This window comes from Streptomyces phaeochromogenes, assembly GCF_001418655.1.
Classification (GTDB): Bacteria; Actinomycetota; Actinomycetes; order Streptomycetales; family Streptomycetaceae; genus Streptomyces; species Streptomyces phaeochromogenes.
In genome coordinates this window covers 1-22,843 of the sequence record NZ_LIQZ01000129.1, presented here as the reverse complement: position 1 = coordinate 22,843, position 22,843 = coordinate 1, and the positions used below count along the sequence as shown (strand labels likewise).

At 71.0% G+C, this 22,843-nt stretch carries 21 protein-coding genes; 10 read left to right on the top strand and 11 right to left on the bottom strand.

Features of this window, described 5'->3' with window-relative positions:
* Window positions 1-43 precede the first annotated feature (43 nt).
* A complete protein-coding gene (locus AOK17_RS18170) occupies window positions 44-2,224 on the top strand; it encodes a HelD family protein (protein ID WP_055613545.1) in 2,181 nt (726 codons plus the stop codon).
* A gap of 83 nt (window positions 2,225-2,307) precedes the next feature.
* Here AOK17_RS18170 and AOK17_RS18165 read toward each other — a convergent pair whose 3' ends face one another.
* A complete protein-coding gene (locus AOK17_RS18165; RefSeq protein ID WP_055613544.1) occupies window positions 2,308-3,336 on the bottom strand; it encodes an ArsR/SmtB family transcription factor in 1,029 nt (342 codons plus the stop codon).
* Between the two features lie 212 nt (window positions 3,337-3,548).
* Between AOK17_RS18165 and AOK17_RS18160 the strand changes: the two genes are divergently transcribed.
* Window positions 3,549-4,769, top strand: coding sequence for an MFS transporter (locus tag AOK17_RS18160; protein ID WP_055613543.1), 1,221 nt, complete (start codon window positions 3,549-3,551; stop codon window positions 4,767-4,769).
* A 55-nt stretch (window positions 4,770-4,824) separates the two neighbouring features.
* On the opposite strand, the gene AOK17_RS18155 is transcribed toward AOK17_RS18160, so the two are convergent.
* Entirely contained in the window at window positions 4,825-5,682 is an 858-nt protein-coding gene (locus AOK17_RS18155; RefSeq protein WP_055613542.1) for a nitroreductase/quinone reductase family protein, read from the bottom strand.
* Window positions 5,683-6,318: 636 nt separating this feature from the next.
* Between AOK17_RS18155 and AOK17_RS18150 the strand changes: the two genes are divergently transcribed.
* On the top strand, window positions 6,319-6,714 hold the full coding sequence (locus AOK17_RS18150; RefSeq protein WP_055613541.1) for a hypothetical protein: 396 nt from the start codon (window positions 6,319-6,321) through the stop codon (window positions 6,712-6,714).
* Between the two features lie 121 nt (window positions 6,715-6,835).
* On the opposite strand, the gene AOK17_RS18145 is transcribed toward AOK17_RS18150, so the two are convergent.
* From AOK17_RS18145 to AOK17_RS18135, 3 genes are all read right to left on the bottom strand, one after another.
* Complete coding sequence (locus tag AOK17_RS18145) at window positions 6,836-7,252, bottom strand: VOC family protein (RefSeq protein ID WP_055613553.1); 417 nt, start codon at window positions 7,250-7,252, stop codon at window positions 6,836-6,838.
* 10 nt (window positions 7,253-7,262) lie between these two features.
* Window positions 7,263-8,177: a GNAT family N-acetyltransferase gene (locus AOK17_RS18140; protein ID WP_055613540.1), complete on the bottom strand. Its 915-nt coding sequence runs from the start codon at window positions 8,175-8,177 to the stop codon at window positions 7,263-7,265.
* A 265-nt stretch (window positions 8,178-8,442) separates the two neighbouring features.
* Complete coding sequence (locus AOK17_RS18135) at window positions 8,443-8,982, bottom strand: AAA family ATPase (RefSeq protein WP_055613539.1); 540 nt, start codon at window positions 8,980-8,982, stop codon at window positions 8,443-8,445.
* Window positions 8,983-9,129: 147 nt separating this feature from the next.
* On the opposite strand from AOK17_RS18135, the gene AOK17_RS18130 reads away from it, so the two are divergent.
* The 3 genes from AOK17_RS18130 to gap all read left to right on the top strand — a co-directional run bounded on the left by AOK17_RS18130 (window position 9,130) and on the right by gap (window position 11,926).
* Complete coding sequence (locus tag AOK17_RS18130) at window positions 9,130-9,693, top strand: isochorismatase family protein (protein WP_055613538.1); 564 nt, start codon at window positions 9,130-9,132, stop codon at window positions 9,691-9,693.
* A 154-nt stretch (window positions 9,694-9,847) separates the two neighbouring features.
* Complete coding sequence (locus tag AOK17_RS18125) at window positions 9,848-10,804, top strand: GlxA family transcriptional regulator (protein WP_055613537.1); 957 nt, start codon at window positions 9,848-9,850, stop codon at window positions 10,802-10,804.
* A 123-nt stretch (window positions 10,805-10,927) separates the two neighbouring features.
* Entirely contained in the window at window positions 10,928-11,926 is a 999-nt protein-coding gene (gap, locus tag AOK17_RS18120; RefSeq protein WP_055613536.1) for a type I glyceraldehyde-3-phosphate dehydrogenase, read from the top strand.
* 497 nt (window positions 11,927-12,423) lie between these two features.
* On the opposite strand, the gene AOK17_RS18115 is transcribed toward gap, so the two are convergent.
* From AOK17_RS18115 to AOK17_RS18105, 3 genes are all read right to left on the bottom strand, one after another.
* Window positions 12,424-12,879 (bottom strand): NUDIX domain-containing protein, encoded by a 456-nt coding sequence (locus AOK17_RS18115; protein ID WP_407706912.1) that lies wholly within the window; start codon window positions 12,877-12,879, stop codon window positions 12,424-12,426.
* A 261-nt stretch (window positions 12,880-13,140) separates the two neighbouring features.
* On the bottom strand, window positions 13,141-14,259 hold the full coding sequence (locus tag AOK17_RS18110; RefSeq protein ID WP_055613534.1) for a fatty acid desaturase family protein: 1,119 nt from the start codon (window positions 14,257-14,259) through the stop codon (window positions 13,141-13,143).
* A 7-nt stretch (window positions 14,260-14,266) separates the two neighbouring features.
* Window positions 14,267-15,322 (bottom strand): ferredoxin reductase, encoded by a 1,056-nt coding sequence (locus tag AOK17_RS18105; RefSeq protein WP_055613533.1) that lies wholly within the window; start codon window positions 15,320-15,322, stop codon window positions 14,267-14,269.
* Window positions 15,323-15,408: 86 nt separating this feature from the next.
* On the opposite strand from AOK17_RS18105, the gene AOK17_RS18100 reads away from it, so the two are divergent.
* The 4 genes from AOK17_RS18100 to AOK17_RS18085 all read left to right on the top strand — a co-directional run bounded on the left by AOK17_RS18100 (window position 15,409) and on the right by AOK17_RS18085 (window position 18,468).
* Window positions 15,409-16,548 carry a PucR family transcriptional regulator gene (locus AOK17_RS18100; protein ID WP_055613532.1) on the top strand — a complete coding sequence of 380 codons (1,140 nt, stop codon included), beginning with the start codon at window positions 15,409-15,411 and terminating at the stop codon, window positions 16,546-16,548.
* A gap of 129 nt (window positions 16,549-16,677) precedes the next feature.
* Window positions 16,678-17,259, top strand: coding sequence for a helix-turn-helix domain-containing protein (locus AOK17_RS18095; protein WP_063997247.1), 582 nt, complete (start codon window positions 16,678-16,680; stop codon window positions 17,257-17,259).
* A 138-nt stretch (window positions 17,260-17,397) separates the two neighbouring features.
* Complete coding sequence (locus AOK17_RS18090; RefSeq protein ID WP_055613531.1) at window positions 17,398-17,988, top strand: hypothetical protein; 591 nt, start codon at window positions 17,398-17,400, stop codon at window positions 17,986-17,988.
* Between the two features lie 141 nt (window positions 17,989-18,129).
* Window positions 18,130-18,468, top strand: a complete 339-nt coding sequence (locus AOK17_RS18085; protein WP_055613530.1) for a DUF2516 family protein — start codon at window positions 18,130-18,132, stop codon at window positions 18,466-18,468.
* Window positions 18,469-18,620: 152 nt separating this feature from the next.
* Here the strand turns inward: AOK17_RS18085 and AOK17_RS18080 are convergent, their stop codons facing one another.
* The 3 genes from AOK17_RS18080 to AOK17_RS18070 form a co-directional block, all read right to left on the bottom strand.
* Window positions 18,621-20,087, bottom strand: a complete 1,467-nt coding sequence (locus AOK17_RS18080) for a PP2C family protein-serine/threonine phosphatase (RefSeq protein WP_055613529.1) — start codon at window positions 20,085-20,087, stop codon at window positions 18,621-18,623.
* A 448-nt stretch (window positions 20,088-20,535) separates the two neighbouring features.
* A complete protein-coding gene (locus AOK17_RS18075; protein ID WP_055613528.1) occupies window positions 20,536-21,621 on the bottom strand; it encodes a C40 family peptidase in 1,086 nt (361 codons plus the stop codon).
* 234 nt (window positions 21,622-21,855) lie between these two features.
* Window positions 21,856-22,707, bottom strand: coding sequence for a class I SAM-dependent methyltransferase (locus tag AOK17_RS18070; RefSeq protein ID WP_055613527.1), 852 nt, complete (start codon window positions 22,705-22,707; stop codon window positions 21,856-21,858).
* Window positions 22,708-22,843: the final 136 nt, after the last annotated feature.

Sequence of the window (22,843 nt, the reverse complement as noted above, 5' to 3'; positions counted from 1 at the left end):
CAAAAGATTAACTCGGTTACGTTATTCCGTTACCCTTGCTCGAATGACGTCACCCGACCCCCTTCTCATCACTTCCCTCACCCAGGAACGCGCCCACCACGACACCTGCCGCGCCGCCCTCGCCGCGATGGTCGACGGTGCTCAGGAACATGTCTTCACCGGGGAGGACGTCTCCGCGTCCGGTGCCGACGCCGAAGTGCTCGGGTACGGGCTCCGCAGCCGGGCCAAGGAGATGCGGGAACTGCCCGAAGGGCCTTTGTTCTTCGGGCGGTTGGACTTCGGGGGTGAGCGTGGTGGCGCCGGTGATCACGCCGGGCAGAGCTACCACGTCGGGCGGCGGAGGATCACCGAGCACCCCTCCGCGCCGCCGCTCGTCGTGGACTGGCGGGCTCCCGTGTCGCGCGCCTTCTACCAGGCGAGCGCCCGCGATCCACAGGGTGTGCGGGTGCGGCGACGGTTCGGCTGGGCACCGGGGAGCCGCGGCGACTCCACCGACCTCACGGGTCTGGAGGACGAGCACCTGGAGGGGGAGTACCTGGAGGTCGAGCCGCTCGCTGACCGACACCTCGCGGACGGACACCTCGGGGCCGGGTCCCTCCCGGACGAGCGCCGCCCAGACGGGTCCCTCCCCGCGGCGCCCGGCGGCAGCCGCATCCTCGCGAGCGAGATCGAACGCCCCCGCGTCGGCCCGATGCGCGACATCGCCGCCACCATCCAGCCCGACCAGGACGAACTCGTACGGGCGGACCTCACCGTCTCCGTCTGTGTGCAGGGCGCGCCCGGCACCGGGAAGACGGCCGTCGGGCTGCACCGGGCCGCCTACCTGCTCTACACGTTCCCGCAGCGCGTCCAGCGCGGCGGGCTGCTGATCCTGGGGCCGAACCGCACCTTCCTGTCCTACATCTCGGAGGTGCTGCCCGCCCTCGGCGAGACCGGCGTACGGCAGTCCACGGTCGGGGAGGAGATCGCGCGGCACCCGGTCACGGGCGAGGACGACGAGGCCGCCGCGGTCGTCAAGCACGACGCCCGTATGGCGGAGGTGCTGCGGCGGGCCCTCTACGCCAGGGTCGGCTCGGAAGGAGCTGAGGGGGCTGAGGGGGCTGAGAGGGCTGAGGGGGCCAACGGCCTTGCGGTGCCCGACGGTTCGTACCGGTGGCGGGTGCCCGGTGAGGCACTCGCGCGGATCGTTGCGGACGTACGGGCCGAGCAACTGCCGTACGCAGTAGGGCGCGAGCGGGTCCGGACGCGGATCGTGCGGTACGTGCGGGAGCGCGCCGAACGGCGTGCCGGGCCCCAGTCCAGCGCCTGGGTGCAGAAGATCTCGCGGGCACGGCCCGTCGGCGCGTACGTCGACGCCGTGTGGCCCAGGGCGCGGCCGGAGGAGGTCGTCGCCGAACTCCTCGCCGATCCGGCCGTGTTGGCCGCGGCGGCGGACGGAGTGCTGGACCCGGACGAACAGAAGGCGCTGCTGTGGGCGCGCCCGCCCCGGTCGTGGAAGTCCGCCCGGTGGTCGGCGGCCGATCTCGTCCTCCTCGACGAGGTCGCCGGGCTCGTCGAACACCCGGAAAGCTACGGGCACTTGGTGATCGACGAGGCACAGGACCTGTCCCCGATGGAGTGCCGGGCGATCGGCCGGCGGGCGGTCTACGGGTCGCTCACCGTCCTCGGCGACCTCGCGCAGGGGACCACACCGTGGGCCGCGCGGGAATGGGGCGAACTCCTCGGCCACCTGGGCAGACCGGAGGCGGTGGTCGTGCCGCTGATCACCGGATTCCGCGTGCCGCAGGCGGTGGTCGAGCTGGCGAATCGAGTACTCGCGAGGCTGGACGTCGGAGTTCCCCCGGGCCAATCCCTGCGCAGGGACGGCGAGTTGAGGCTGCTCCCCACGGACGACGTACTCGGCGAGACCGTCGAGGCCGTGCGCCGCGCCCTCTCGTACGAGGGGTCCGTGGGCGTCATCACGGCCGACCCGGACGTCGTACGGGTGCGGGAGGCGCTCGGCCGCGCTGGCATCGAGGCGGCCGGGGTCGACCAACTCGGCGCGCGCGTCACGGTGCTGGGGGCCGGGCTCGCGAAGGGCCTGGAGTACGACCATGTCGTCGCCGTGGAGCCGGCGGCGATCGTGGAGGGGGAGACCCGGGGCATGCATCGGCTGTACGTCGTGCTCACGCGGGCCGTGTCACGGCTGGACGTGGTGCATGCGCGGCCGTTGCCGTTCGAGTGAGAACTCTCGGCACCTTCGGCACCCTCGGCACCTTCGGGGGTGCCGAGGCCGTCCGGGGCCACCATGATCGTGGCGGACAGGACCTAGTGGATCCCCGGATCCAGTTCCGGTTCCGGCAGTCGGTTGCCCGCACCGGCCCCCGACACCCCCGACGCCTCCATCAGGACCTCCCCGGCCGGCGTCCGCACGTACAGCACCGACTGGCCCGCCCGCCGCCGCTCCACCAGACCCGCGTCCAGCAGCACCCGCAGATGCCGGCCCACCGAACCCAGCCCCTGCCCGGTCACGGCGACGAGTTGGGTCGTGCTCATGGGGGTGCCGAGCAGCGCAAGCACTCCGGCCCGTGCGGTGCCGACGAGTGCCCCGAGGCCGGCCGGGACGGGGCGCCGGTGGTGGTCCTCGGCGAGCACCCCGAGGCACGGGTAGACGACGGCGTACCGCTCCCGTCCCTCCCACGACACCCAACTGGTCTTCGGTGTGACCGGCATGAACAGCAGCTCGGCCCCGGCGGCGATCTCCCGCGGCGGATACGCGTTCGGGTTGACCTGGAACCGGCTCTCCCCGAGCCACCGCGTCCCGGGTTTCAGCGAGTCCAGCACGGCCGCCCAGCCTCCCTGGCTCACGCGTGCGGTCCGCGCGACCATGTCGGCCTCCAGAACGCGCCGCCGACGTTCCCAGTACGGACGTACGGTCTCCTCCCAGACGTACGTCAGGAGCGTGGTCGCCCGCTCGGGCAGGTCGTCCCGCTCCAGGGCGGCGGGGAGCGGGCTGCCTTGGAGGCACACCAGGAGGTTGGCCCGTGCCTCCTCGGCGCCGGTCGCCCGCACCCGGGCCACGGTCTCCTCGAAGCTCTCTCCGGCGCACGAGGTGGGGCAGAAGAAGTCGGCGATCCAGGACGTGCCGAACGCCACCCGTACGACCAGCGCGGCCACCGGGTCGGCCGTGAGGCGGGCGCGGTAGCCGGGCAGATGCTCGCGCAACCAGGCCTCCTCGCCCGGATGGGCGCCGGTCCCCGCGTGCAGCAGTCGCAGGCTCGCGAAGGTCTCGGCGAACGGCGAGAGCACGAAGCGGCTGCGGGCGAGGGTGTCGGTGCCGATCTGCCACAAGCCCATGGGCTTGACCTTAAGCCCCTGCGTATGAGGTCTGGGGGAGTAGGTCGGTTGTCGGGTGCGGGTCGGTGGGGGCTCGGTGCGCAGTTCCCCGCGCCCTTAAAAGATCAGGGGCGCGCCTCCGCCTTTCGGCTGTCCCAAGCCCGTGCTTGGGACCTTTCGCGTGTCGGCGAAACAGTCAACAGGGCACCCGAGTTGCTCCGAGACTTCGGCCCATGCGCAGCTATCGCTCCTTGTTCCGCACGCCGGAGTTCACCCCGTTCCTGCTCTCCTTCGGCGCTTTCGCCGCGGCCCAGACGATCGGCGGTCTGGCCCTCGGCACGCTGGTCTTCCGGGCCACCGGCTCCCCGCTCCTGTCGGCGGTGAGCATGTTCGCCCCGCAGCTGGCGCAGTTGCTGGGCGGCGCGTTCCTGCTCTCGGGTGCCGACCGGCTGCCCCCGCGCGCGGTCCTGACCGCCCTCGCCCTCGCCTTCGCGGCCGGTACGGCGGTGCTGGCGCTGCCCGGCCTGCCGGTCTGGGGGGTCTTCGTCGTCGTACTCCTGCAAGGGCTGGTCGCGTCGCTGGGCGGGGGCGTGCGCGGGGGACTGCTGAACGAGATCCTGACCAAGGACGGCTATGTCCTGGGGCGTTCGGTCTACAACATGCTCTGGGGCCTGGTGCAGATGGCCGGGTTCGCGACGGGCGGCGCACTGCTGGTGCTCCTGTCCCCGAGGACGTGCCTGCTCCTGGCGGCGGCGCTGTACGTGCTGTCGGCCCTGGTCACCCGCCTGGGTCTCACTGCCCGCCCGCCGCGCGCGTCCGGCCGCCCGTCCGTCTCGGCGACCTGGCGCACCAACGCCCTCCTGTGGTCCTCGCGCCCCCGCCGCCTCGTCTACCTGGGCCTGTGGGTTCCCAACGGCCTGATCGTCGGCGGCGATTCGCTCTACGTGTCCTACGCCCCCGAAGCGGCCGGGGCGCTGTACGCGTTCGGGGCGCTGGGCATGTTCGCGGGCGACATGGCCGTGGGGCGGCTGGTTCCGCCCGCGTTGCGGCCCCGTCTCGCGACTCCGCTGCGGCTGCTGCTCGCGGTTCCCTACCTGTTCTTCGTCCTGCGGCCCGGAGTGGCGCTGTCGGCCGTGGCCGTCACCGTCGCCTCCGTCGGCTTCGCCGCGAGCCTGGTCCTGCAGGAACGCCTGATGTCCCTCACCCCCGACGATCTCGCGGGCCAGGCCCTCGGTCTGCACGCCACCGGCATGGCCGCCATGCAGGGCGTCGGCGCCGTCCTCGCGGGCACGCTGGCCCAACTGACCTCCCCGGCAACGGCGATGACGCTGATGGCGGTCGCGTCGGTCACCGTGACCCTGACCCTCGCGGCGCTGGGCAGGCGCGACGAACGACGGCCGGCCGTCCCCGGTACGCGCCCGGGCGCCCTGCCGGAACCCGCCGCCACGGACTAGGGACCGCCCCCCCGCTATGGCCCGAGTCCCGCCTCCGGTTGCCGCGCGGGCCGAACTAGCGGGCCGGCTCGGTCGGTGGTGCGTCGAGTGCGGGGATCAACTGCTCCTCCTCGTACGTCAGATGGGTCTCCAGCTCGGTGGTGAGGCGTTCGACCTCCCGGCGTGCGTGCTCGGGGTCCGCGGAGTCGTCGCCGATGATCCGCTTCAACTCCGCCGTCAGGGCGGCGATGCGCTCGTGTTCCTCGCGCAGGCGGTCCAGGGCGGGGGCGAGTTCGGGGCGGCTGCCGGCCAGGAACGGGAAGATGCCGAGTTTCTCGCCGGTGTGGTGGTTGTGCAGGCCCGCGCAGAGCGTCAGGCAGTTGACGCGGAGCTGGGCACCGAGGGTGGGCCCGGCTGCGGTGAACTCCTTTCGTATCAGGGCGAGTTCGCGGCGGAACGCGTCATGGATGATCTTGAGTCCCTGGCCCATCGAGGAGGCGTTCACGTTCGGCGGGCCGTCGACGGGGATCTCGTGGAGGGCGACCACCGGGATCACCCGCGTGGTCTTCGCCTGGTAGTCCGCCCAGCCCGGTTCGGCTTCGACCAGACGGGCGAAGGCCTCGTCCCGTTCGGCGCCCGCCAGCGGCTCCGCCGTCGCCTCGTACGTGAACACCCCGGTCTCCACGGTGACTTGAGGATGCGCGAGGAGATTGTGGAACCAGGCCGGGTGAGTCGGGGCTCCGGCGGCCGAGGCGACGACCAGCACGCTCGCGCCGCCGTCGGGGTAGTAGGCGAGCGGGGTCGTGTGCCGCTTGCCCGAGCGCGCTCCCGTGGTGGTGAGCAGGATCAGCCGGGCTCCTTCGAAATAGCCGCCGACCTGGCCCGCGTTCGCGCGGAACTCTTCGATGACCTGCTGGTTGAAATCGTTGGGCATTCTCTTCTTTCTTCTCGGTGATTACTGGATCGGGGCATGGGGAATCGCCACGGGGCGAATTGGGGGACGCCCGTGGTAGTGGTGCGGTGATGACGAGATGAAGGCGCGCGAATTCCCGGCAGGGCGAACACCGGCAGGGCGAACGTCGGCAGGACATGCGCCTGCGGCGGCACCGGCAGGAAGACGTGCGGATACGTGGTGGCACGCGGAACACGGCACACGGCACGCGGAACGGCACGCTGAGGTCGTGATCAGGCGTGGCGTGGCTTCGCGCGTGCGGCGCGGCATGGCACTCGTACTCGTACAGGAAACTCCGTACGAGCGCTCGGCGCGCTTGAATCGGAAAGGGCGGCCCTCTGGCCCGCCCGGGCCTCACTCGGAGGCCGGGAACCCTACTCGCTGTTGGCCCAAGGCCGACCCGGCAGTCACGGAGGAAAGGTTAATGGAATGGGTGCGGCGAGGCAATGCGTGTTTTCAGGCATTGTCCAGTGCCCGTCCGAATGACAAGGCAGCGTACTCGGGAGGCCGTTGACGCCCACCGGTCTGTTCACCGGTCTGTTCCCGGTCCGTGGAGAGGCGGGCGCGTGGCCCGGGTGTGGTGGACCGGCGGGGCCCGTCCGTGGTCGACTCCCTGCCATGAGTCTGTCGGTCGATGTGTACGTGCCCAGAGCGGAGGGCGGCATCGAGGTGCTGGATGTTCCGCCCGATTCCTCCGATGCGGCCGGCTGGGAGCGGTGGCGTACGGAGGTGTGGGGGTCGGAGCCGGTCCGTTCGCTGGGCGCGCGGTTCTTCCCGCGGCTGGCAACCGAGGACCTGACGGTGGCGCCGGACGAGGTGTCCGACTTCCTCGCCGAGTGCGATCTGATCCGTACGCATCTGGCGCCGATCGCCGATCACATGGCGGCGGAGCCGGGGACGGGGCCGCGGAAGTCCCACGCCGAGCACGCCGACGACGTGAGCCGCCGTCTGGACAACATCGTGAAGGCGGCTCGACGGGCGTTGGGGGTCGGTGGCGGGGTCATCATCTGGTGACTCGGACCGCGGCGGCCTGGACGCACTTACAGCCGGCAGCCAGCCGCGCCGAGCGGCCCTGCGACCGCTTCCCCAGTGGTCGCCGAGCCACTCACCGCGCCCGCCCCTGCCGCGTACCGCGTTACTTGCCGCGCGGCTGGAGGAACCGCAGGAGGTTTCCCGCCGGGTCGCGGAAGGCGCAGTCGCGTACTCCGTACGGCTGGTCCATCGGTTCCTGCAGTACGTCGCCGCCGGCGGCGCGGATCCGCTCGAACAGGGCGTCGCAGTCGTCGGTGCGGAAGATGACTCCGCGCAGCAGGCCCTTGGCCATGAGCTCGGCGACCGCCTGCCGGTCGGCGGGCGTGGCGTTCGGGTCCGCGAGCGGCGGCTCCAGGACGATCTCCACGTCCGGCTGCGAGGGCGAGCCGACGGTCACCCAGCGCATCCCCTCGAATCCGACGTCGTTGCGCACTTCGAGACCGAGCACATCGCGGTAGAAGGCGAGTGCCTTGTCGTGGTCGTCGACGGCGATGAAGCACTGTGCAAGCTTGAGATCCATGCCCATCACGCTAGTGACCGGCGGCGGGTTTGGCTTCTCCGTTACTGACCGGCACCTGACCGCCACCTGAGAAGTCGTACGCGATCCAGTCGGTGATCGCGCGATATCCGAGTCGCTGGTAGAGGGCGTTGCTGGTGGGGTTGGCCACGTCCGCGAACAGCACGACGTCCTTGGCGCCCGCGGCCAGCGCGGCCCGGCTCACCTCCGCCGACACGGCAGCCGCGTAGCCGTGACCGCGCAGGTGGACCGGGGTGTAGACGATGTCCACCTGGATCTGGCCGCCGATCAGCGGGTTCATGCCCGCGATGGATACGGGGGTGCCGTCGGGGGTCTCCCAGAGCGTGTAGCGCTTGTCGGCGTAGCGGGTCCCGGCCCAGGTGTCGGCGTTGATGGTGACGTCCTCGCCGACGGCCTTGGAGAACTCGCCGCACCAGAAGATGGCCTCCGCGAGGTCCTGCTCGCCCAGGACGCGACTCCGGCCGGCCGGTAGCGGCTCCGGTGGGGTGAGGGTGCCGAGGCCGTACAGACGGACCTGCGTGGCGTGGAGTTTCGGGGTCGCGCCGGTGTGCCGCTGCCAGGCCTCGGCGAAAGCGGTGGCGGTGCTCCGGTCCGCGCTGACGCGGGAAGGGGAGTGCCCGAGGGCGGCCAGACGGGCGGCGAGGGAGTCGGCCTGCTCGGGCGTGAGTGGGGAGGGGCCCAGAGAGCCGGGAGGGAGGCGGTAGAAGGTGCCGGTGACCTCGCCCGCTTGCTCCAGTACGCCGAAGACGGGGGCTTCGGCACCGAACGCGTCCGCCCCGCGCTTGCGCACCCTCTCCGCCCACGTCAGCTGCATGACGTGAGGGCCGGGCCGCGAGCGCAGGAAGTCTCCGGCGCGGGCGAGGAATTCGTCGACGTCTTGGGTGAGGTGCCAGTCATCTGGGCGCATGCCTCATGGTTCCCCAGGGTGAGGATGTGCCCCGTGCTTTTCCGCCAGGGAGAGGCGGCCGGACTTCCGCACAGTTGCTCGGGCCTCCCCGCCGGGAGCGCGGCGACCGCTGCCGGGATCGTTGTCCTGAAATCGCCAGCGGGGTCGTCGGGCCCGCGTCGAAGCCAGGGCTCGTACACCCGACGACCTGCGGGTTTGTGGCGGGAGGGAGGGAAAGGAGCGGGAAAGGGACGGGAGAAAGGGGCGGGAAAGGGACGGGAGAGAGCTAGCCGTCGTCGCTCTTGACGGCCTCCGCGATCTGCAGGGCGGCCTCGGCGGGTGTGAGGTGCGTGGTGTCGACGACCTCGGCCTCGTCGTGCAGCCAGGTGCGGGCGGCCTCGGCGTAGGGCTCGACGTACCGGAGACGGAACGGGGAGTCGGGGCCGAGAACGGTGTCGCCCGCGATGCGCCCGCGGAGGGTGGCCTGGTCGGCGTGGAGGACGAAGTGCCGTACCGGAATAGCGTGTTGGGCGAGGCCCGTGCTGATCTCGCGCCAGTACTCCTCGACCAGGACGGTCATCGGAACCACCAGAGTGCCGCCGGCGTAGTCGAGTACGCGGCGGGCGGTCTCGACCACGAGAGGCCGCCACGGCGGCCAGTGCTGGAAGTTGTCCGTCCCGGGCCCGGGCAGCGCCGGCGTGATGTCCATGAGCGTCTCGCCGACCTTCTCGGCGTCGAACACCCGTGATTCCGGGATGAGTTGCTGCACGAGTGCACTGGTCGTCGTCTTGCCCGCGCCATGGGTGCCGTTGAGCCATACGATCATGGGATCCGACGCTAGCGCTGCGCGGCGGACCACGGGAACGGCACGGCGAATTCCGGTACCGGCGAATTCCGGTACCGGTGAAAGCAGGTGGCGGCCCTCCGGTGAAAACCGTCGCCCCAGCCGTCCGCACGCCAATACGGTGCCCTCATGCCCCATGCATCCGCGCTCCTCGTCCTCGACATGCAGAACGCCGCCGTGGCCATCTCCCACCGGCCGAAGGAGACCGTCACCACGATCGCCCTGCTCCAGGAACGTGCCCGTGCCGCCGGCGTGCCCGTCATCACGGTCCAGCACGACGGCCCCGGTCTTGAGCCCGGCACGGAAGCGTGGCGGACCGTGCCCGAACTGGCCCCCGGCGAGGGCGAGAAGACCGTCCGGAAGGGCAGCGCCGACGCCTTTCTCGACAGCGACCTCGGCCCGTTCCTCACGGCACTCGGCGTCACCGAGGTGGTCGTGACCGGGTTCGCGACCGAGTTCTGCGTGGACTCGACCGCGCGGCAGGCACTCAGCCGCGGGTACGACCTCGTGCTCGTCGCCGACGGGCACACCACCTCCGCCCGCCCGGACGTGGACGGGTTCGTCGCGTCCGACCGTGCCGTCCTGCACCACAACGCCATCTACCGGCACATCGGTTTCCCGGGGCGCAGCATCCGTGTCCTGCTCGCGGCCGATGTGGACTTCACCGCCCCGCCGGTTCCTGACCCGGCCTGAATCCGCTCCGGCCGGGTTCCTGACTCGGCCTGAGTCCGCTCCGGTCACGGCGAGCACCCGCCCCGTACGCGCGGTGGGGCGTTCGCTCGGTGGGGCGTTCCGCCCGGTGGGGCGTATCGAAGGCACGCCCCACCTCCCCGCGTAACCTCTTCCCGTGCCCGCACCCCGCCTGCATCGCGTCGCCGTCCTTGTACTTGAGGGTGCGAAGCCGCTCGATGTCGGAATTCCCGCGCAGGTCTTCACGACCCGCGCGAGCATGCCGTACGAAGTGCGGGTGTGCGGGGCGACACCCGGTCTGGTGACCGGCGGCGACGGCCTCGCGTACTCCGTCGCCCACGGCCTCGACGCGCTCGCGTGGGCCGACATCGTCTTCGTCCCCGGCTACCGGTTCCCGGACCGCGACGACCCGCCGCAGGCCGTCGTCGAGGCACTGATCGCCGCCCACGACCGGGGCGCGCGGCTCGCCGCCATCTCGACGGGCGCCTTCGCGCTCGCCGCCACGGGCCTGCTCGACGGCAGGCGCGCCACGACGCACTGGCACTACACGCGCGCACTCATGGCCAGGCACCCGCTCGTCCGGGTCGACGAGAACGTGCTGTTCGTCGACGAGGGCAGCGTGCTCACCTCGGCCGGCGCCGCCTCCGGCATCGACCTGTGCCTGCACATCCTGCGCGGCGACCTCGGAGTGGCCGCGTCCAACCACGCGGCCCGGCGGCTGGTCGCGGCCCCCTACCGCAGCGGCGGCCAGGCCCAGTACGTGCCGCGCAGCGTCCCCGAACCGCTCGGCGAGCGGTTCGCCGCCACCCGCGAGTGGGCGCTGCACCGGCTCGGCGAGCCCCTCACCCTCGACGTACTGGCGCGGCAGGCGGGGGTCTCGCCGCGTACGTTCTCCCGGCGCTTCGTCGAGGAGACCGGCTACACGCCGATGCAGTGGGTGATGCGCGCCCGCATCGACCTGGCCCGCGAACTGCTCGAACGCTCGCAGCGCAGCGTGGAACAGATCGCCGCCGACATCGGGCTCGGCACCGGCGCGAACCTGCGCCTGCACTTCCAGCGGATCCTCGGCACGACACCGAGCGAGTACCGGCGCACCTTCACGCGGGGCGAGTGACCGGCCGGCCCAGGTACGGCGTGGCGGGATCCTTTTGAACCATGGCGATCCCGCCACTGTCAGCGGCGTCGGCCGCGGGCGAGCCTGGTCCCGAAGGGTTTGAGAAGGGAAGGGACACCACTCATGACTCGCATCGCCATCAACGGATTCGGCCGCATCGGACGCAATGTGCTGCGCGCACTGCTGGAGCGCGACAGCGCCCTTGAGGTCGTCGCCGTCAACGACCTGACGGAGCCCGCGACTCTCGCCAGGCTGCTCGCCTACGACAGCACGGCCGGCCGGCTCGGACGCCCGGTGACCGTCGACGGGGACGTCCTCGTCGTCGACGGCCGTCGGATCAAGGTGCTGGCCGAACGCGAGCCGGCGCAGCTGCCGTGGGCCGAACTCGGTGTCGACATCGTCCTGGAAGCCACCGGCCGCTTCACCTCGGCCAAGGCCGCCGGGGCACACCTCGACGCGGGCGCGAAGAAGGTACTCGTCAGCGCGCCGTCGGACGGCGCCGACGTCACGCTCGCGTTCGGGGTCAACACCGACACGTACGACCCGGCCCTGCACACGATCGTCTCGAACGCCTCCTGCACCACCAACGCGCTCGCGCCGCTGGCCAAGGTGCTCGACGACCTCGCCGGTATCGAGCACGGGTTCATGACGACGGTGCACGCCTACACGCAGGAGCAGAACCTGCAGGACGGCCCGCACCGCGACGCCCGCCGCGCCCGGGCCGCCGGCGTCAACATCGTGCCGACCACGACCGGCGCCGCCAAGGCGATCGGTGCGGTGCTGCCGAACCTCGAGGGCAAGCTGTCGGGCGACTCGATCCGCGTCCCGGTGCCGGTGGGCTCGATCGTCGAACTCAACACGACCGTTGCCCGCGACGTGACGCGCGACGACGTGCTGGCGGCGTACCGCACCGCGGCGGAGGGCCCGCTCGCCGGTGTGCTGGAGTACTCGGAGGACCCGCTGGTGTCGTCCGACATCGTGGGCAACCCCGCCTCGTCGATCTTCGACTCGGCCCTCACCCGCGTCGAAGGCCGCCACGTCAAGGTGGTCGCCTGGTACGACAACGAGTGGGGCTTCTCGAACCGAGTGATCGACACGCTCGAACTCCTCGCCGCCCGCTGACCGGAGACGGGGCCGACACCCCGCCCCCCCGGATGACCGTGCCGGCCGACACTCCCAAGGGAAGTGCCGACCGGCACTTTCTTCGGTGCCCTGTCCCGGCCACCTGCGGCAGATCGAGGCACCACGACGTTCACCCGCGGAGCCAGGCAAGCAGGCGCCGTGGCATCGGTCGCGACGTGGGGCTTGCCACGGCTCGGGGAGCCGACCGGGTCTTCCTGACCTGCTGGGCGAGTCGGTATTCGTCGGCTTCACGGATGAGCTGCTGAGAGCGGAACCGGTACAACTCGAAGCGCATGCCGATCGCTCCTCCTCACGCCGAGCACGTCACCCGGCCCCACCGATGCTGTGGGCTGACCCAAGGTGAGAGTCAAAGGAAGTGAGCCTGAGCACGACAGTTGTCGTTGACCTCCTGTCCCGACCTGGCCTTTCTCGAAGTACTGAGCACTTGCAGGCAAGTCGGCCGCGAGCAGGCACCCCTGCCCGAGAAGTGGGCAAGGTCAGGACGGCGCGGTCCGGAACGCGAGATACCGGCTGAAGGCTTCGTGGCTGTCGGGGGTGAAGCGCCACTCCAGCAGAGCCGACCGCAGCTCCGGCTCGGTCAGCCGGCCATGCCAGGCGACCTCATCAGGATCGGCGGCCACGGTGTCAGGCACCACGGCTTCGTGCACGCCGAGCCAGTGCGGGCTCAGACCGCTGCGGTTGATGAACGTGAACAGCAAGCGCGGCAGCACACGGATGCCCAGCTCTTCGGCCAGCTCCCGCGCAGCGGCCTGTTCATAGGACTCACCGACATCCACGGCGCCACCGACCACGACCTCGTAGAGCCCGGGGAAGCGCGACAACTGCTCCGACCGCCGGTGAACGAGGATCCGCCCGCGCTCATCACGACACACCGTCACGGCGACCCGGTGCAGCCAACCCTCCCGGACGGCCTGCCGACGGCTGACCGTCATCCCCAGCCCACGATCTTGATCGTCGACACGCTCCACCAGTTCATCCACGACGCACACCCTGGCAGAGCCCACCGACAACGCCGCTTCCCGGCGACCCGTGAAGGGCGTCCCGAGAGCACCTGCACCAGGGGGCCGGACACCGGGCTGCCCGGATCCCGTGTCGTACGGCCTGACGTCGCGGTCGCCCCCCGTCCGCAACGGATCTCACCGAACCCGGCGGTGGCGCCGGTTCGGCCGGAAGATCTGAACCGATGCCCGGAATCAGGCGGCGACGAGCTCCTGCTCGCGGTCCGGCGTTGTGACCTTGGGCTTCTTGTTCGGCAGTGAGAGGCGGAAGACCTTGTGCCAGGCGGAGAACACCTGCTTGGGCAGCGGGCCGGTGACGTACTCCAGCTCGTACTTGTCGAACAGTGCGCGTACCTTCACCGCGACCTCGGCGTACCGGTTGCTCGGCAGGTCAGGGAACAGGTGGTGCTCGATCTGGTGGGACAGGTTGCCGGTCATGAAGTGCATGGCCTTGCTGCCGCTGATGTTCGCCGAGCCCATCATCTGGCGCAGGTACCACTGGCCGCGCGTCTCGCCCTTGATCGACCGGCGCTCGAAGACCTGCACGCCCTCGGGGAAGTGCCCGCACATGATCACCGAGTGGGTCCAGACGTTCCGGACCAGGTTCGCGGTGAACGTGGCGGCGAGCGTGGGGAGGAACGACGGGCCCGAAAGCAGCGGGTGGATCACGTAGTCCTTGAGCACCTGCTTGCGGATCTTGCGGCCCACGGCCCTGGCCCGCGCGCGGAACTCCGGGTTCTTGCGGCGGCGCTTGTTGAGGTTCTTGCCGAGCTCCAGGTCGTACGCCGCGATGCCGTACTCGAAGAAGCAGGCGTTGAGGAAGTTCCACAGCGGCTGGCCGAGGTGGAACGGGTGCCACCTCTGGTCCTCGTCGACGCGCATGATGCCGTAGCCGAGGTCGTTGTCCTTGCCGATCACGTTGGTGTACGTGTGGTGCAGCTCGTTGTGCGAGTGCTTCCACTGCTCGGACGGCGAGACGTGATCCCACTCCCAGGTGGTGGAGTGGATCTTCGGGTCCCGCATCCAGTCCCACTGGCCGTGCAGGATGTTGTGACCGATCTCCATGTTGTCCATGATCTTCGCCACGGACAGCCCGGCGGTGCCGATCAGCCACGCGGGCGGGAAGATCGAGAACAGCAGTACGCCCCGGCTGACCAGCTCGAGCTTGCGCTGCGCCGAGATGACCTTGCGGATGTAGGCGGCGTCCTTCTCGCCGCGGTCGGCGATCACCTCGTCGCGGATCGCGTCCAGCTCGCGGCCGAGCTCCTCGATCTGCTCCGCGGTCAGGTGGGCGGTGGGGTCGATGGCGGTCAAGGTGCTCCTACCGTTCGATGTCGCAGGGGCCCGCCGCGGCGGACACGCAGGTCTGGATGAGGACGCCCGGCTCGGCCTCGGTGATCTCGCCGGTGCGCAGGTCGCGGACGGCGCCCGCCTTGAGCGGTGTGACGCAGCCGAAGCAGATGCCCATGCGGCACCCGGAGGGCATGAGCACGCCGGCCTCCTCGCCGACGTCCAGCAACGGCGTGGCGCCGCCCGCGTCGACGGTCTTGCCGGTGGTGCTGAACGTGACCTCGCCGCCGTCGCCGGCGACGACGATGCTCGGGCGGAAGCGTTCGGTGTGCAGGCGCTCTTGTACGCCGTGCTCGGTCCAGTGCTCTTCGGCGGCGTCGAGCAGGCCCGCGGGCCCGCAGGCCCAGGTCTCGCGCTCGGCCCAGTCGGGCACGAGTTCGTCGAGACGGGCGATGTCGAGCTGGCCGTCCGTGTCGGTGTGCACCTCGGTGAGCCGCAGCTTCTTGTCCGCGACCAGGTCGTGCAGTTCGTCGCGGAAGATCACGTCGTGCGGCTGTGGCGCGCAGTGGACCATGACGACGTCGTCGAACTCGGTGTCGCGCAGCATGCCCATCACGGGCGTGATGCCGCTGCCGGCCGTCAGGTAGAGCACCTTGGCGGGCTTGGCCTGCGGCAGCACGAAGTCACCGGTCGCCTGGTCGAGCTGGATCAGCGTGCCCGGTTTCGTCCTGCGGACCAGGTGGTTGCTGACCTTGCCGTCCTCGATCGCCTTCACGGTGATCGTGACGCGGCCGTCCTGGCGGTCTGTCGGCGAGGTGATGGAGTAGGCACGCCACAGGCGCACCCCGTCGACGTCGAGGCCGATCCGCACGTACTGACCGGCCGTGTGGCCGCGCCAGCCCCGTCCCGGCCTGATCACGATGGTCGCGGCGTCACCCGTCTCGGGGTGCACGGCCTCGATGCGCCCACGCAGGTCGGCGCCCGCACGCAGCGGGCTGACCAGGTCGAGGTAGTCCGACGGCAGCAGCGGCGTCGTGACCATCTCCAGCAGTTTCCACGCCCTGCTGCGTAGGGCTGTACTCGTCATGACTCCAGCTTGCTGCGCCTCAAGGGGTAAAGTCCTGACCGTAGGACGTGAATCTGGTCGGCTGAATTGTTCGCAGGGAACAAAAAGTGAGCCATGCAATCAGGAGGGCCAGCGAACTGGCCCTGGATGAGACGACAGTCACCGCGCTTCGGGCCGCGCTGAAGAGCACCGCCGACGAGGTCGTCCAGGCGATCATCGACGAGGTCCCTCCCTACGCCAACGCCCTTTCGGGCCGCATGGGCGCCACCATCCGGCGAGCCGTCCGCACCGCCCTGGGGCACTACCTGGACCTCGCGAGCGGGATCGCCACGGGCGGCGACGGCGGTGACGCGGCCTATGAGCTGGGCCGCGGCGAGGTGCGCGACGGCCGTTCGATGGACGCCCTGCTCAGCGCCTACCGCGTCGGCGCCCGCGTGGCCTGGCGATGCCTGGCAGCCGGTGCCGTACCCGCGGGTCTGCCCGCCGCCGAGGTCGCCAAGTTCGCCGAGCTGACCTTCGCCTACATCGACGAGCTCTCCGCCGCGAGCGCCGCGGGCCACGCCGACGAGCTGGCCGCCCGGGGCCGGGCGCAGGAGCGCCACCTGGAACACCTGGCCCGCGACCTCCTCGCCGGCGCGAGCCCGGACGTGCTGCTGGCCTCTGTTCAACGGGCCGGTTGGCAGCCTCCGGTTTCGCTGACCGCGGTCCTGCTGCCCGCCGCCCAGGCCCGGCCCGCCTACCGCGCGCTCGACCCGAGCACCCTCGTCCTCGACGATCTGCCGGATTCCACCGGTGTGCTGCTCGTCCCCGACGCCGACCGGTCACATCTCCTGCGGCAGCTGACCGACCGCACCGCCGTGGCCGGCCCGGCCCGGCCATGGACTCGCGCGTCCGCCTCGTACGCACGAGCCGTACGCGCCCGCTCCCTCTCCTCCGACATCCGCGACACCGAGGACCACCTGCCCGAGCTGGTGCTGAGCGCCGACGCGGACGCGTTCGCGGACCTGCGTGCCCGAGCCCTCGCACCGTTGCGGACCTTGCCTGCCGCGACCGCGCGGCGGCTGGAGGAGACGTTGCGGGCATGGCTGCTGCACCAGGGCAGGCGGGACGAGGTGGCGGCGGCGTTGTTCGTCCATCCCCAGACGGTCCGGTACCGGATGTCGCAGCTGCGGGAGCTGTTCCCGGATCTCGCATCGCCACACCGGGTCCTCGAACTGACGCTGGCGGTCGGTCTCCGGGCCGGCTGACGCGTACGTCGACCGTCCATGAGCGCGTCCACGAGCGGTCCAGGGCCTTCAGGAGAGCCGCGAGTGGCATAGCGCACTTTTGCAAGCGGGTGCTTGCAATAGTTAGCGGGGGTGGTGCAGGGTAGGGGCATGGCATCGCTCAACGTCGGCAATCTCGGTGAGTATCTGCGTGAACAGCGGCGCAACGCGCAGCTGTCCCTGCGGCAGCTCGCCGAAGCCGCCGGGGTGTCCAATCCGTATCTGAGCCAGATCGAGCGCGGGCTGCGCAAGCCGAGCGCGGAGGTGTTGCAGCAGGTCGCCAAGGCCCTGCGGATCTCCGCCGAGACGCTGTACGTCCGTGCCGGGATCCTCGACGCCGAGCGGGACCGGGACGAGGTGGAGACGCGTGCCGTCATCCTCGCCGACCCGACGCTCAACGAGCGGCAGAAGCAGGTGCTGCTCCAGATCTACGAGTCCTTCCGCAAGGAGAACGGGTTCGAGATCGAGGTCGGGATCAAGGCGGTCGAGGAGGCTCTGGGCGTCCCCGGTGCGGCAGACGCACCGGATGCGACCGGCACGACCGGCGTAACGGACGTGACGGATGGCCCGGACACCGTCGTTGACAGGGCCCGCACGGCCGACGGCAGCGATGCCGCACCGAAGAACCCGCACGACCCGCAGGACCCGTACGACAAGAACGACCCTCACGACCAGCAGTCCTCCGCGAGCTGACCGGGCATGTCATGACGAGCACGGCGTGGCCAGTACGGCATGGCCGGGCACGGCATGGAACGGCCCGGCCGGCGGCGGAGTACCGCACCAAAAAACCCTCATGCTTCAAGCACTAGCGATTCCGGGAGGACCATCGCCATGGCCATCACCGACGACCTGCGCAAGACCTTCAGCGACCCGACCCCGCTCTACTTCGCCGCCGGCACCGCCGACCTGGCCATTCAGCAGGCCAAGAAGGTGCCCGGCATCGTCGAGCAGCTGCGTGCCGAGGCCCCGGCCCGCATCGACGCCGTGCGCGGCATCGACCCGAACGAGGTCCAGGAGAAGGCCACCGCCCGCGCCAAGGAGGCGCAGGAGACCATTCAGACCAAGGTGAACGAGTTCATCGGCACCCTGGACACCGACCTGAAGAAGATCGGTGAGACGGCTCAGGACTTCGCCCTCCGCAGTGTCGGCGTGGCCGCCGAGTACGCCGTGAAGGCGCGCGAGACGTACGAGAAGGTCGCCGAGCGCGGCGAGCAGACCGTGAAGACCTGGCGCGGCGAGGCCGCCGAGGAGATCGAGGAACTGGCCGTGGCCGTCGAGCCGAAGCCGGAGCCGGTCGAGGTCAAGGCCGAGAAGCCCGCCGAGGCCAAGGCCGAGCCCGCCCCGGCGAAGAAGACCGCGGCCAAGAAGGCCCCGGCCGCCCGCAAGACCACCGCGAAGAAGACCACGCCGCCCGCCAAGTAGGCGCGGCACCGCCGCCGGGTCGACGGCGGCAGGGTTTACGAGAACGGGTCGGGGACTCCGGGCACTATCGGAGTCCCCGACCCGTTCTGCGGGTACGGTGACCGCGTAGGGACGAGGACTCGAATCGGGTAGGTGGGCCAAGTGCTGTTGACCGCGTTCGGCGGCTTCATGTCGCTGATCTTCCTCGGCATGCTGGTGCTCGCGGTGGTGGCGCTGGTGATGGCGGGCCTGGCACGCGACGACGCGTACCGCGCCGCGAACAAGCAGAGCAAGATGTTCTGGCTGATCATGCTGGGCGTCACGGTGGCCGTGAATCTGCTGGTCCCGATGGTCTTCCTGCAGATCGCCGGCCTCATCGCCACGATCGTCTTCTTCGTCGACGTCCGGCCCGCGCTCAAGCAGGTCTCCGGCGGCGGGGGCGGCCGTCGAGGCGGAAGCAGCAGCGACGGCCCGTACGGCCCGTACAACGGCGGACGCTGAGCCCTCTTTTTTTCCTTCTTGCCGCGCCCCCACTTTTTTTCCCTCGGGGCGCGGCAAGCTGCGTTTTCAGGGGCGCGGGGAACTGCGCGACCAGCCACGGATGACCCGCAGACACTCAACGGCGCCCCCCTCGGCGGAGCGCCAGCGCGCCGCTAAGGCACCCGGTCCAGCAACAGCACAGCCACGTCGTCCGTCAGCTCCCCGCCATTGAGGTCGCGCACCTCGTTCACGGCGGCCCGCAGCAGCTCCTCGCCCCGCAGCCCCTGCGCCAACTGGCGGCGGACCATGTCCACCATCCCGTCCTGGCCGAGCCGCTCCCGGCCCTCGCCGGTCCGGCCCTCGATCAGGCCGTCCGTGTAGAGCATCAGACTCCACTCGCCGCCCAGCTCCACCTGCTGGCGCGGCCAGCGGGCGTTCGGCAGCAGACCCAGCGCCGGGCCGCCGTTCTCGTACGGCAGCAGCTCGGCGACCGGAGGAGCCGGCTCCCCGGTGCCGTCCGCGCCGACGAGGGCGGCTCGCGAGCGGGCCGGGCGCGAGATCAGCGGGGCCGGGTGTCCGGCCAGGCACAGACCCGCGCGGCGGCCGTCCGGTGCGATGTCCACCGTGCAGAGCGTCGCGAAGATCTCGTCGTTGTCGCGCTCGTGCTCCAGGACCTGCTGGAGCGTGGAGAGCAGTTCGTCGCCGCACAGGCCCGCCAGTGTCAGCGCGCGCCAGGCGATCCGCAGCTCCACGCCGAGCGCGGCCTCGTCGGGGCCGTGACCGCAGACGTCGCCGATCATGGCGTGCACGGTGCCGTCGGGGGTGCGGACCGTGTCGTAGAAGTCGCCGCCGAGCAGCGCGCGCGAGCGGCCGGGCCGGTAGCGCGCGGCGAACCGCAGCGAGGAGCCTTCGAGGAGGGGCGTGGGCAGCAGGCCGCGCTCAAGACGCGCGTTCTCCTGCGCGCGCAGCTTGGACTCGGTGAGCCGGCGCTCGGCCGTGTCGGAACGCTTGCGCTCCACCGCGTACCGGATCGCGCGGCTCAGCAGCCGGCTGTCCAGCTCGTCGCGGAAGAGGTAGTCCTGGGCGCCGACGCGCACCGCCTCGGCGCCGTGCTCGGCGTCCTCGGACGCGGTGAGCGCGAGGACGGCGTGCCGCGGCGCGAGCCGCAGTACGTGCTTGAGCGTGGCCAGCTCGTCCTCCGGCCGGACATCGGCGGCCGTCCGGCCGCCGGTCGTCAGCGCGAGGTCGAGCAGGATGCACTGGACGTCGTCGGTCAGCAGCCGCTCGGCCTCGGTGAGGTTGCGGGCGGTACGGATACGTATGGGTTTGCCGGCCGAGTCCAGGAGTGTGGGCACGTTCAGCGAGCCGGCCGGGTCGTCCTCGATCACGAGCAGCGTCAGCGGGGCCGTGCCGGTGGGGGCACTGCCGCTGTGGAAGCCGCCCTGGTGGGCGTCGCTCCCGTGGCCGGTGTCGGCGCGGTTGTCGCCGCCTGTTTCGCGGCTCGTCGAAGGAGGCGCCTGGCCGGGCAGGGCGCCGGGTGCGGGCACGGCCTGAGCCGGTCCGACGGTTGAGGACGCGGCGCGAGCCTGACCACCTTCCACGGCGGGGATCGCTCTCTGCCGCGGTACGGGTACGGGCATCGTCTGGGTTCCTTCCCTCCCCCCGAGGGCATGGCGGACCGAGGGGTCTCGGTCCACCGACGGGGACCATAGCGTCAGCCGCCGCCACAAAGGAATGGCGGAGGCCAGGGCACGTCCAAAACAGCCACCGTCATATGCCGCATCCCGTACCGCAATTGGGCAGGATGTGCCCTTGTCCGGGATGACGTACATCACGCCCCGGGGGTTGCCGGGCCGCCCGGAACGTGCCGCGCATCACGTGCGACAGGTCACGCCACCGACGGCACCAAAGCGACCAACTGTCACTTGTCGGGACGTACGACCCCGGTGGGCGGGTGAGCGTTCCGGGTCGGGTGCGCGGTCCGGGTCGACGGGTGATCGCCCCCGGCGGGACGTCCGGCCGTGTCGCCGACGGATCGGTGGCATCGCGGCGACCGGCCGATGGCATCGCGCCGGCGGACCGATGGCGTCACTGCTCCGGGCGTACGACCCCGAGTATCGGCATCGATCCCGCCCCCGCGATCGTCACCGTGCGCCCCGGGCGTGGGGCGTGGATGATCGCGCCGTCGCCTATGTAGAGGGCGACATGGCTCGCGTCCGAGTTGTAGATGATGAGGTCGCCGGGGCGCATGGCCTCGACGGCGATGCGGTCGAGCTGCTTCCACTGCTCCTGGGACGTGCGCGGGATGCCCTGCCCGGCGGCGGCCCACGCCTGTGAGGTCAGGCCCGAGCAGTCGAAGGTGTTGGGCCCCTCGGCGCCCCATTCGTACGCCTTGCCGATCTGCTTCGTCGCGTACTCCACGGCCTTCTTGCCCTGGGTCGACGCCTTGCCGCTGATCTCGTCGAGGACGCCCGAGCCCAGCCAGGCCGACTGCGCCTTGTACGCGGCCTGCTGCTCCAGCTTCGCCAGGCGCTTCTTCTCTTCCTTCTCCAGCTGCGACTCGAGCTTCTCGGCGGCGGCGATCTGCTTCTTGACCTTCTTCTTGGCCTTTTCCTTCGCCTCGCGGTTGGACTCCAGCTTCTTCCACTGGGCCGCCGCGTCGCGCGCGTACTGCTCCAAGTCCTCCTGGGTGCGCTTCATTTCGGCGAGCAGGCCCTTGGTCGCCTGGGCGCCCTCGCGGATCCGGCCCGCGCCGTCCAGGAACTGCTCCGGATCGTCGCTGAGCATCAGCCGGGCCTCGTCCGGCAGTCCGCCGCTGCGGTACTGGGCGCGGGCCGCGGCGCCCGCGCGGTCCTTCAGGTGGTCCAGCCGGGCCTGCCCCTCGACGATCGAGCGGGCCAGCCCGACGATCTGCGTCGACTGCTCCTCGGCCCGCTCCTCCGCGAGGTTGTAGGCATCCGTGGCGACCGCCGCGTCGTGGTAGAGCGTGTCCAGCTTCTTGCGGACCGCTTCAAGGTCCTTGGTGCTCGCGGGCGTTGAACTCCCAGGCGGAGTCGGAGTCGGCGTGGGGGTCGGTGTCGGGGCGGCGAAGGCCACTCCCGGCGCGGACAGGATGGTTGCCGCGCAGGCCAGGGCCATGGCCGTAGTGGTCAGGCTCCGCTTGCCGGCTCCCATGGACCAACCCCCAAGTTGATTTACCGTCAGTAACTTACGAAGGCCTCGGGGATCGTGCCATGTCGGCGCGCAATGTGACAGAGGCGGGCATGAACTCCCTCCCCCGCACCGCCCGTTCCCCACCCCTCACTGCCCACTCGGCGATGATCTCCCGCGCGTTCCCCGCCAATGTGACGAACGACTCACCGAGATCGTTCCCGCCGCGTTACGGCCCCGTCGGCTCATGTCCGCCGTTCAGGTCCGCCGTTCATGTCCCTCGGCTCGGCCGGCCTGGGCGCGAGGCGCCAACGCCTCCCAGCGCACGGTCACTTCGCCCTGCCGCCAGCGCGCCGCCCCGTCCGTGACCGGCCAGTCCGCCGTCAGATCACGTACGGCCCGGATCCAGCGCTGACGGGCGCCGTAAGAGGCGTACGGCGCCGCGGCGGCCCAGGCCCGGTCGAAATCGCGGAGGAAGGCGTGCACCGGTTCGCCCGGGACGTTGCGGTGGATGAGCGCCTTGGGGAGGCGTTCGGCCAGGTCGGACGGGCGGTCCAGGGAGCCGAGGCGGGTGGCGAACGTGACGGTCCGCGGGCCCTCGGGACCGAGCGCGACCCACACGTGCCGACGGCCGATCTCGTCGCACGTGCCCTCGACGAGGAGCCCGCCGCGCGAGCCGGCGCCCGCCGGGGCGAGGCGGGCGCACAGCCGGGCCCAGACCTCGGCGACCTCCGCCTCCTCGTACTGCCGCAGCACGTTCGCCGCGCGGATCAGCGACGGCCGCTCCGGCTCCGGCAGGGGGATCTCGAAGCCGCCGTGCCGGAATTCCAGCCCCTCCCGTTCGTACGGCTTCGCGGCCGTGACCCGGGCCGGATCGATCTCCACGCCGACCACGCGGGTGCGGGGGGCGGCGGCGCGGAGGCGGTGGAGGAGCTCCACCGCGGTCCAGGGGGCCGCGCCGTAGCCGAGGTCGACGGCCACGGGGGCGTCCGACCTGCGGAGTTCGGCGCCGTGGGTCGTTGCGATCCAGCGGTCCATGCGGCGGAGGCGGTTGGGGTTGGTGGTGCCGCGCGTCGCCGTCCCGACGGGGGTCGCTGCGCGGGCTTTCATGGGGGCAAGGGTATGCCGTGCGGGTGCCTCCGGCGGCGGGGCGGGTTGTGTGTGCGGGTCGGTCGTGGCTGGTCGCGCAGTTCCCCGCGCCCCTAAAAGACTGCGCAGTTCCCCGCGCCCCTTCAGGGGCGCGGGG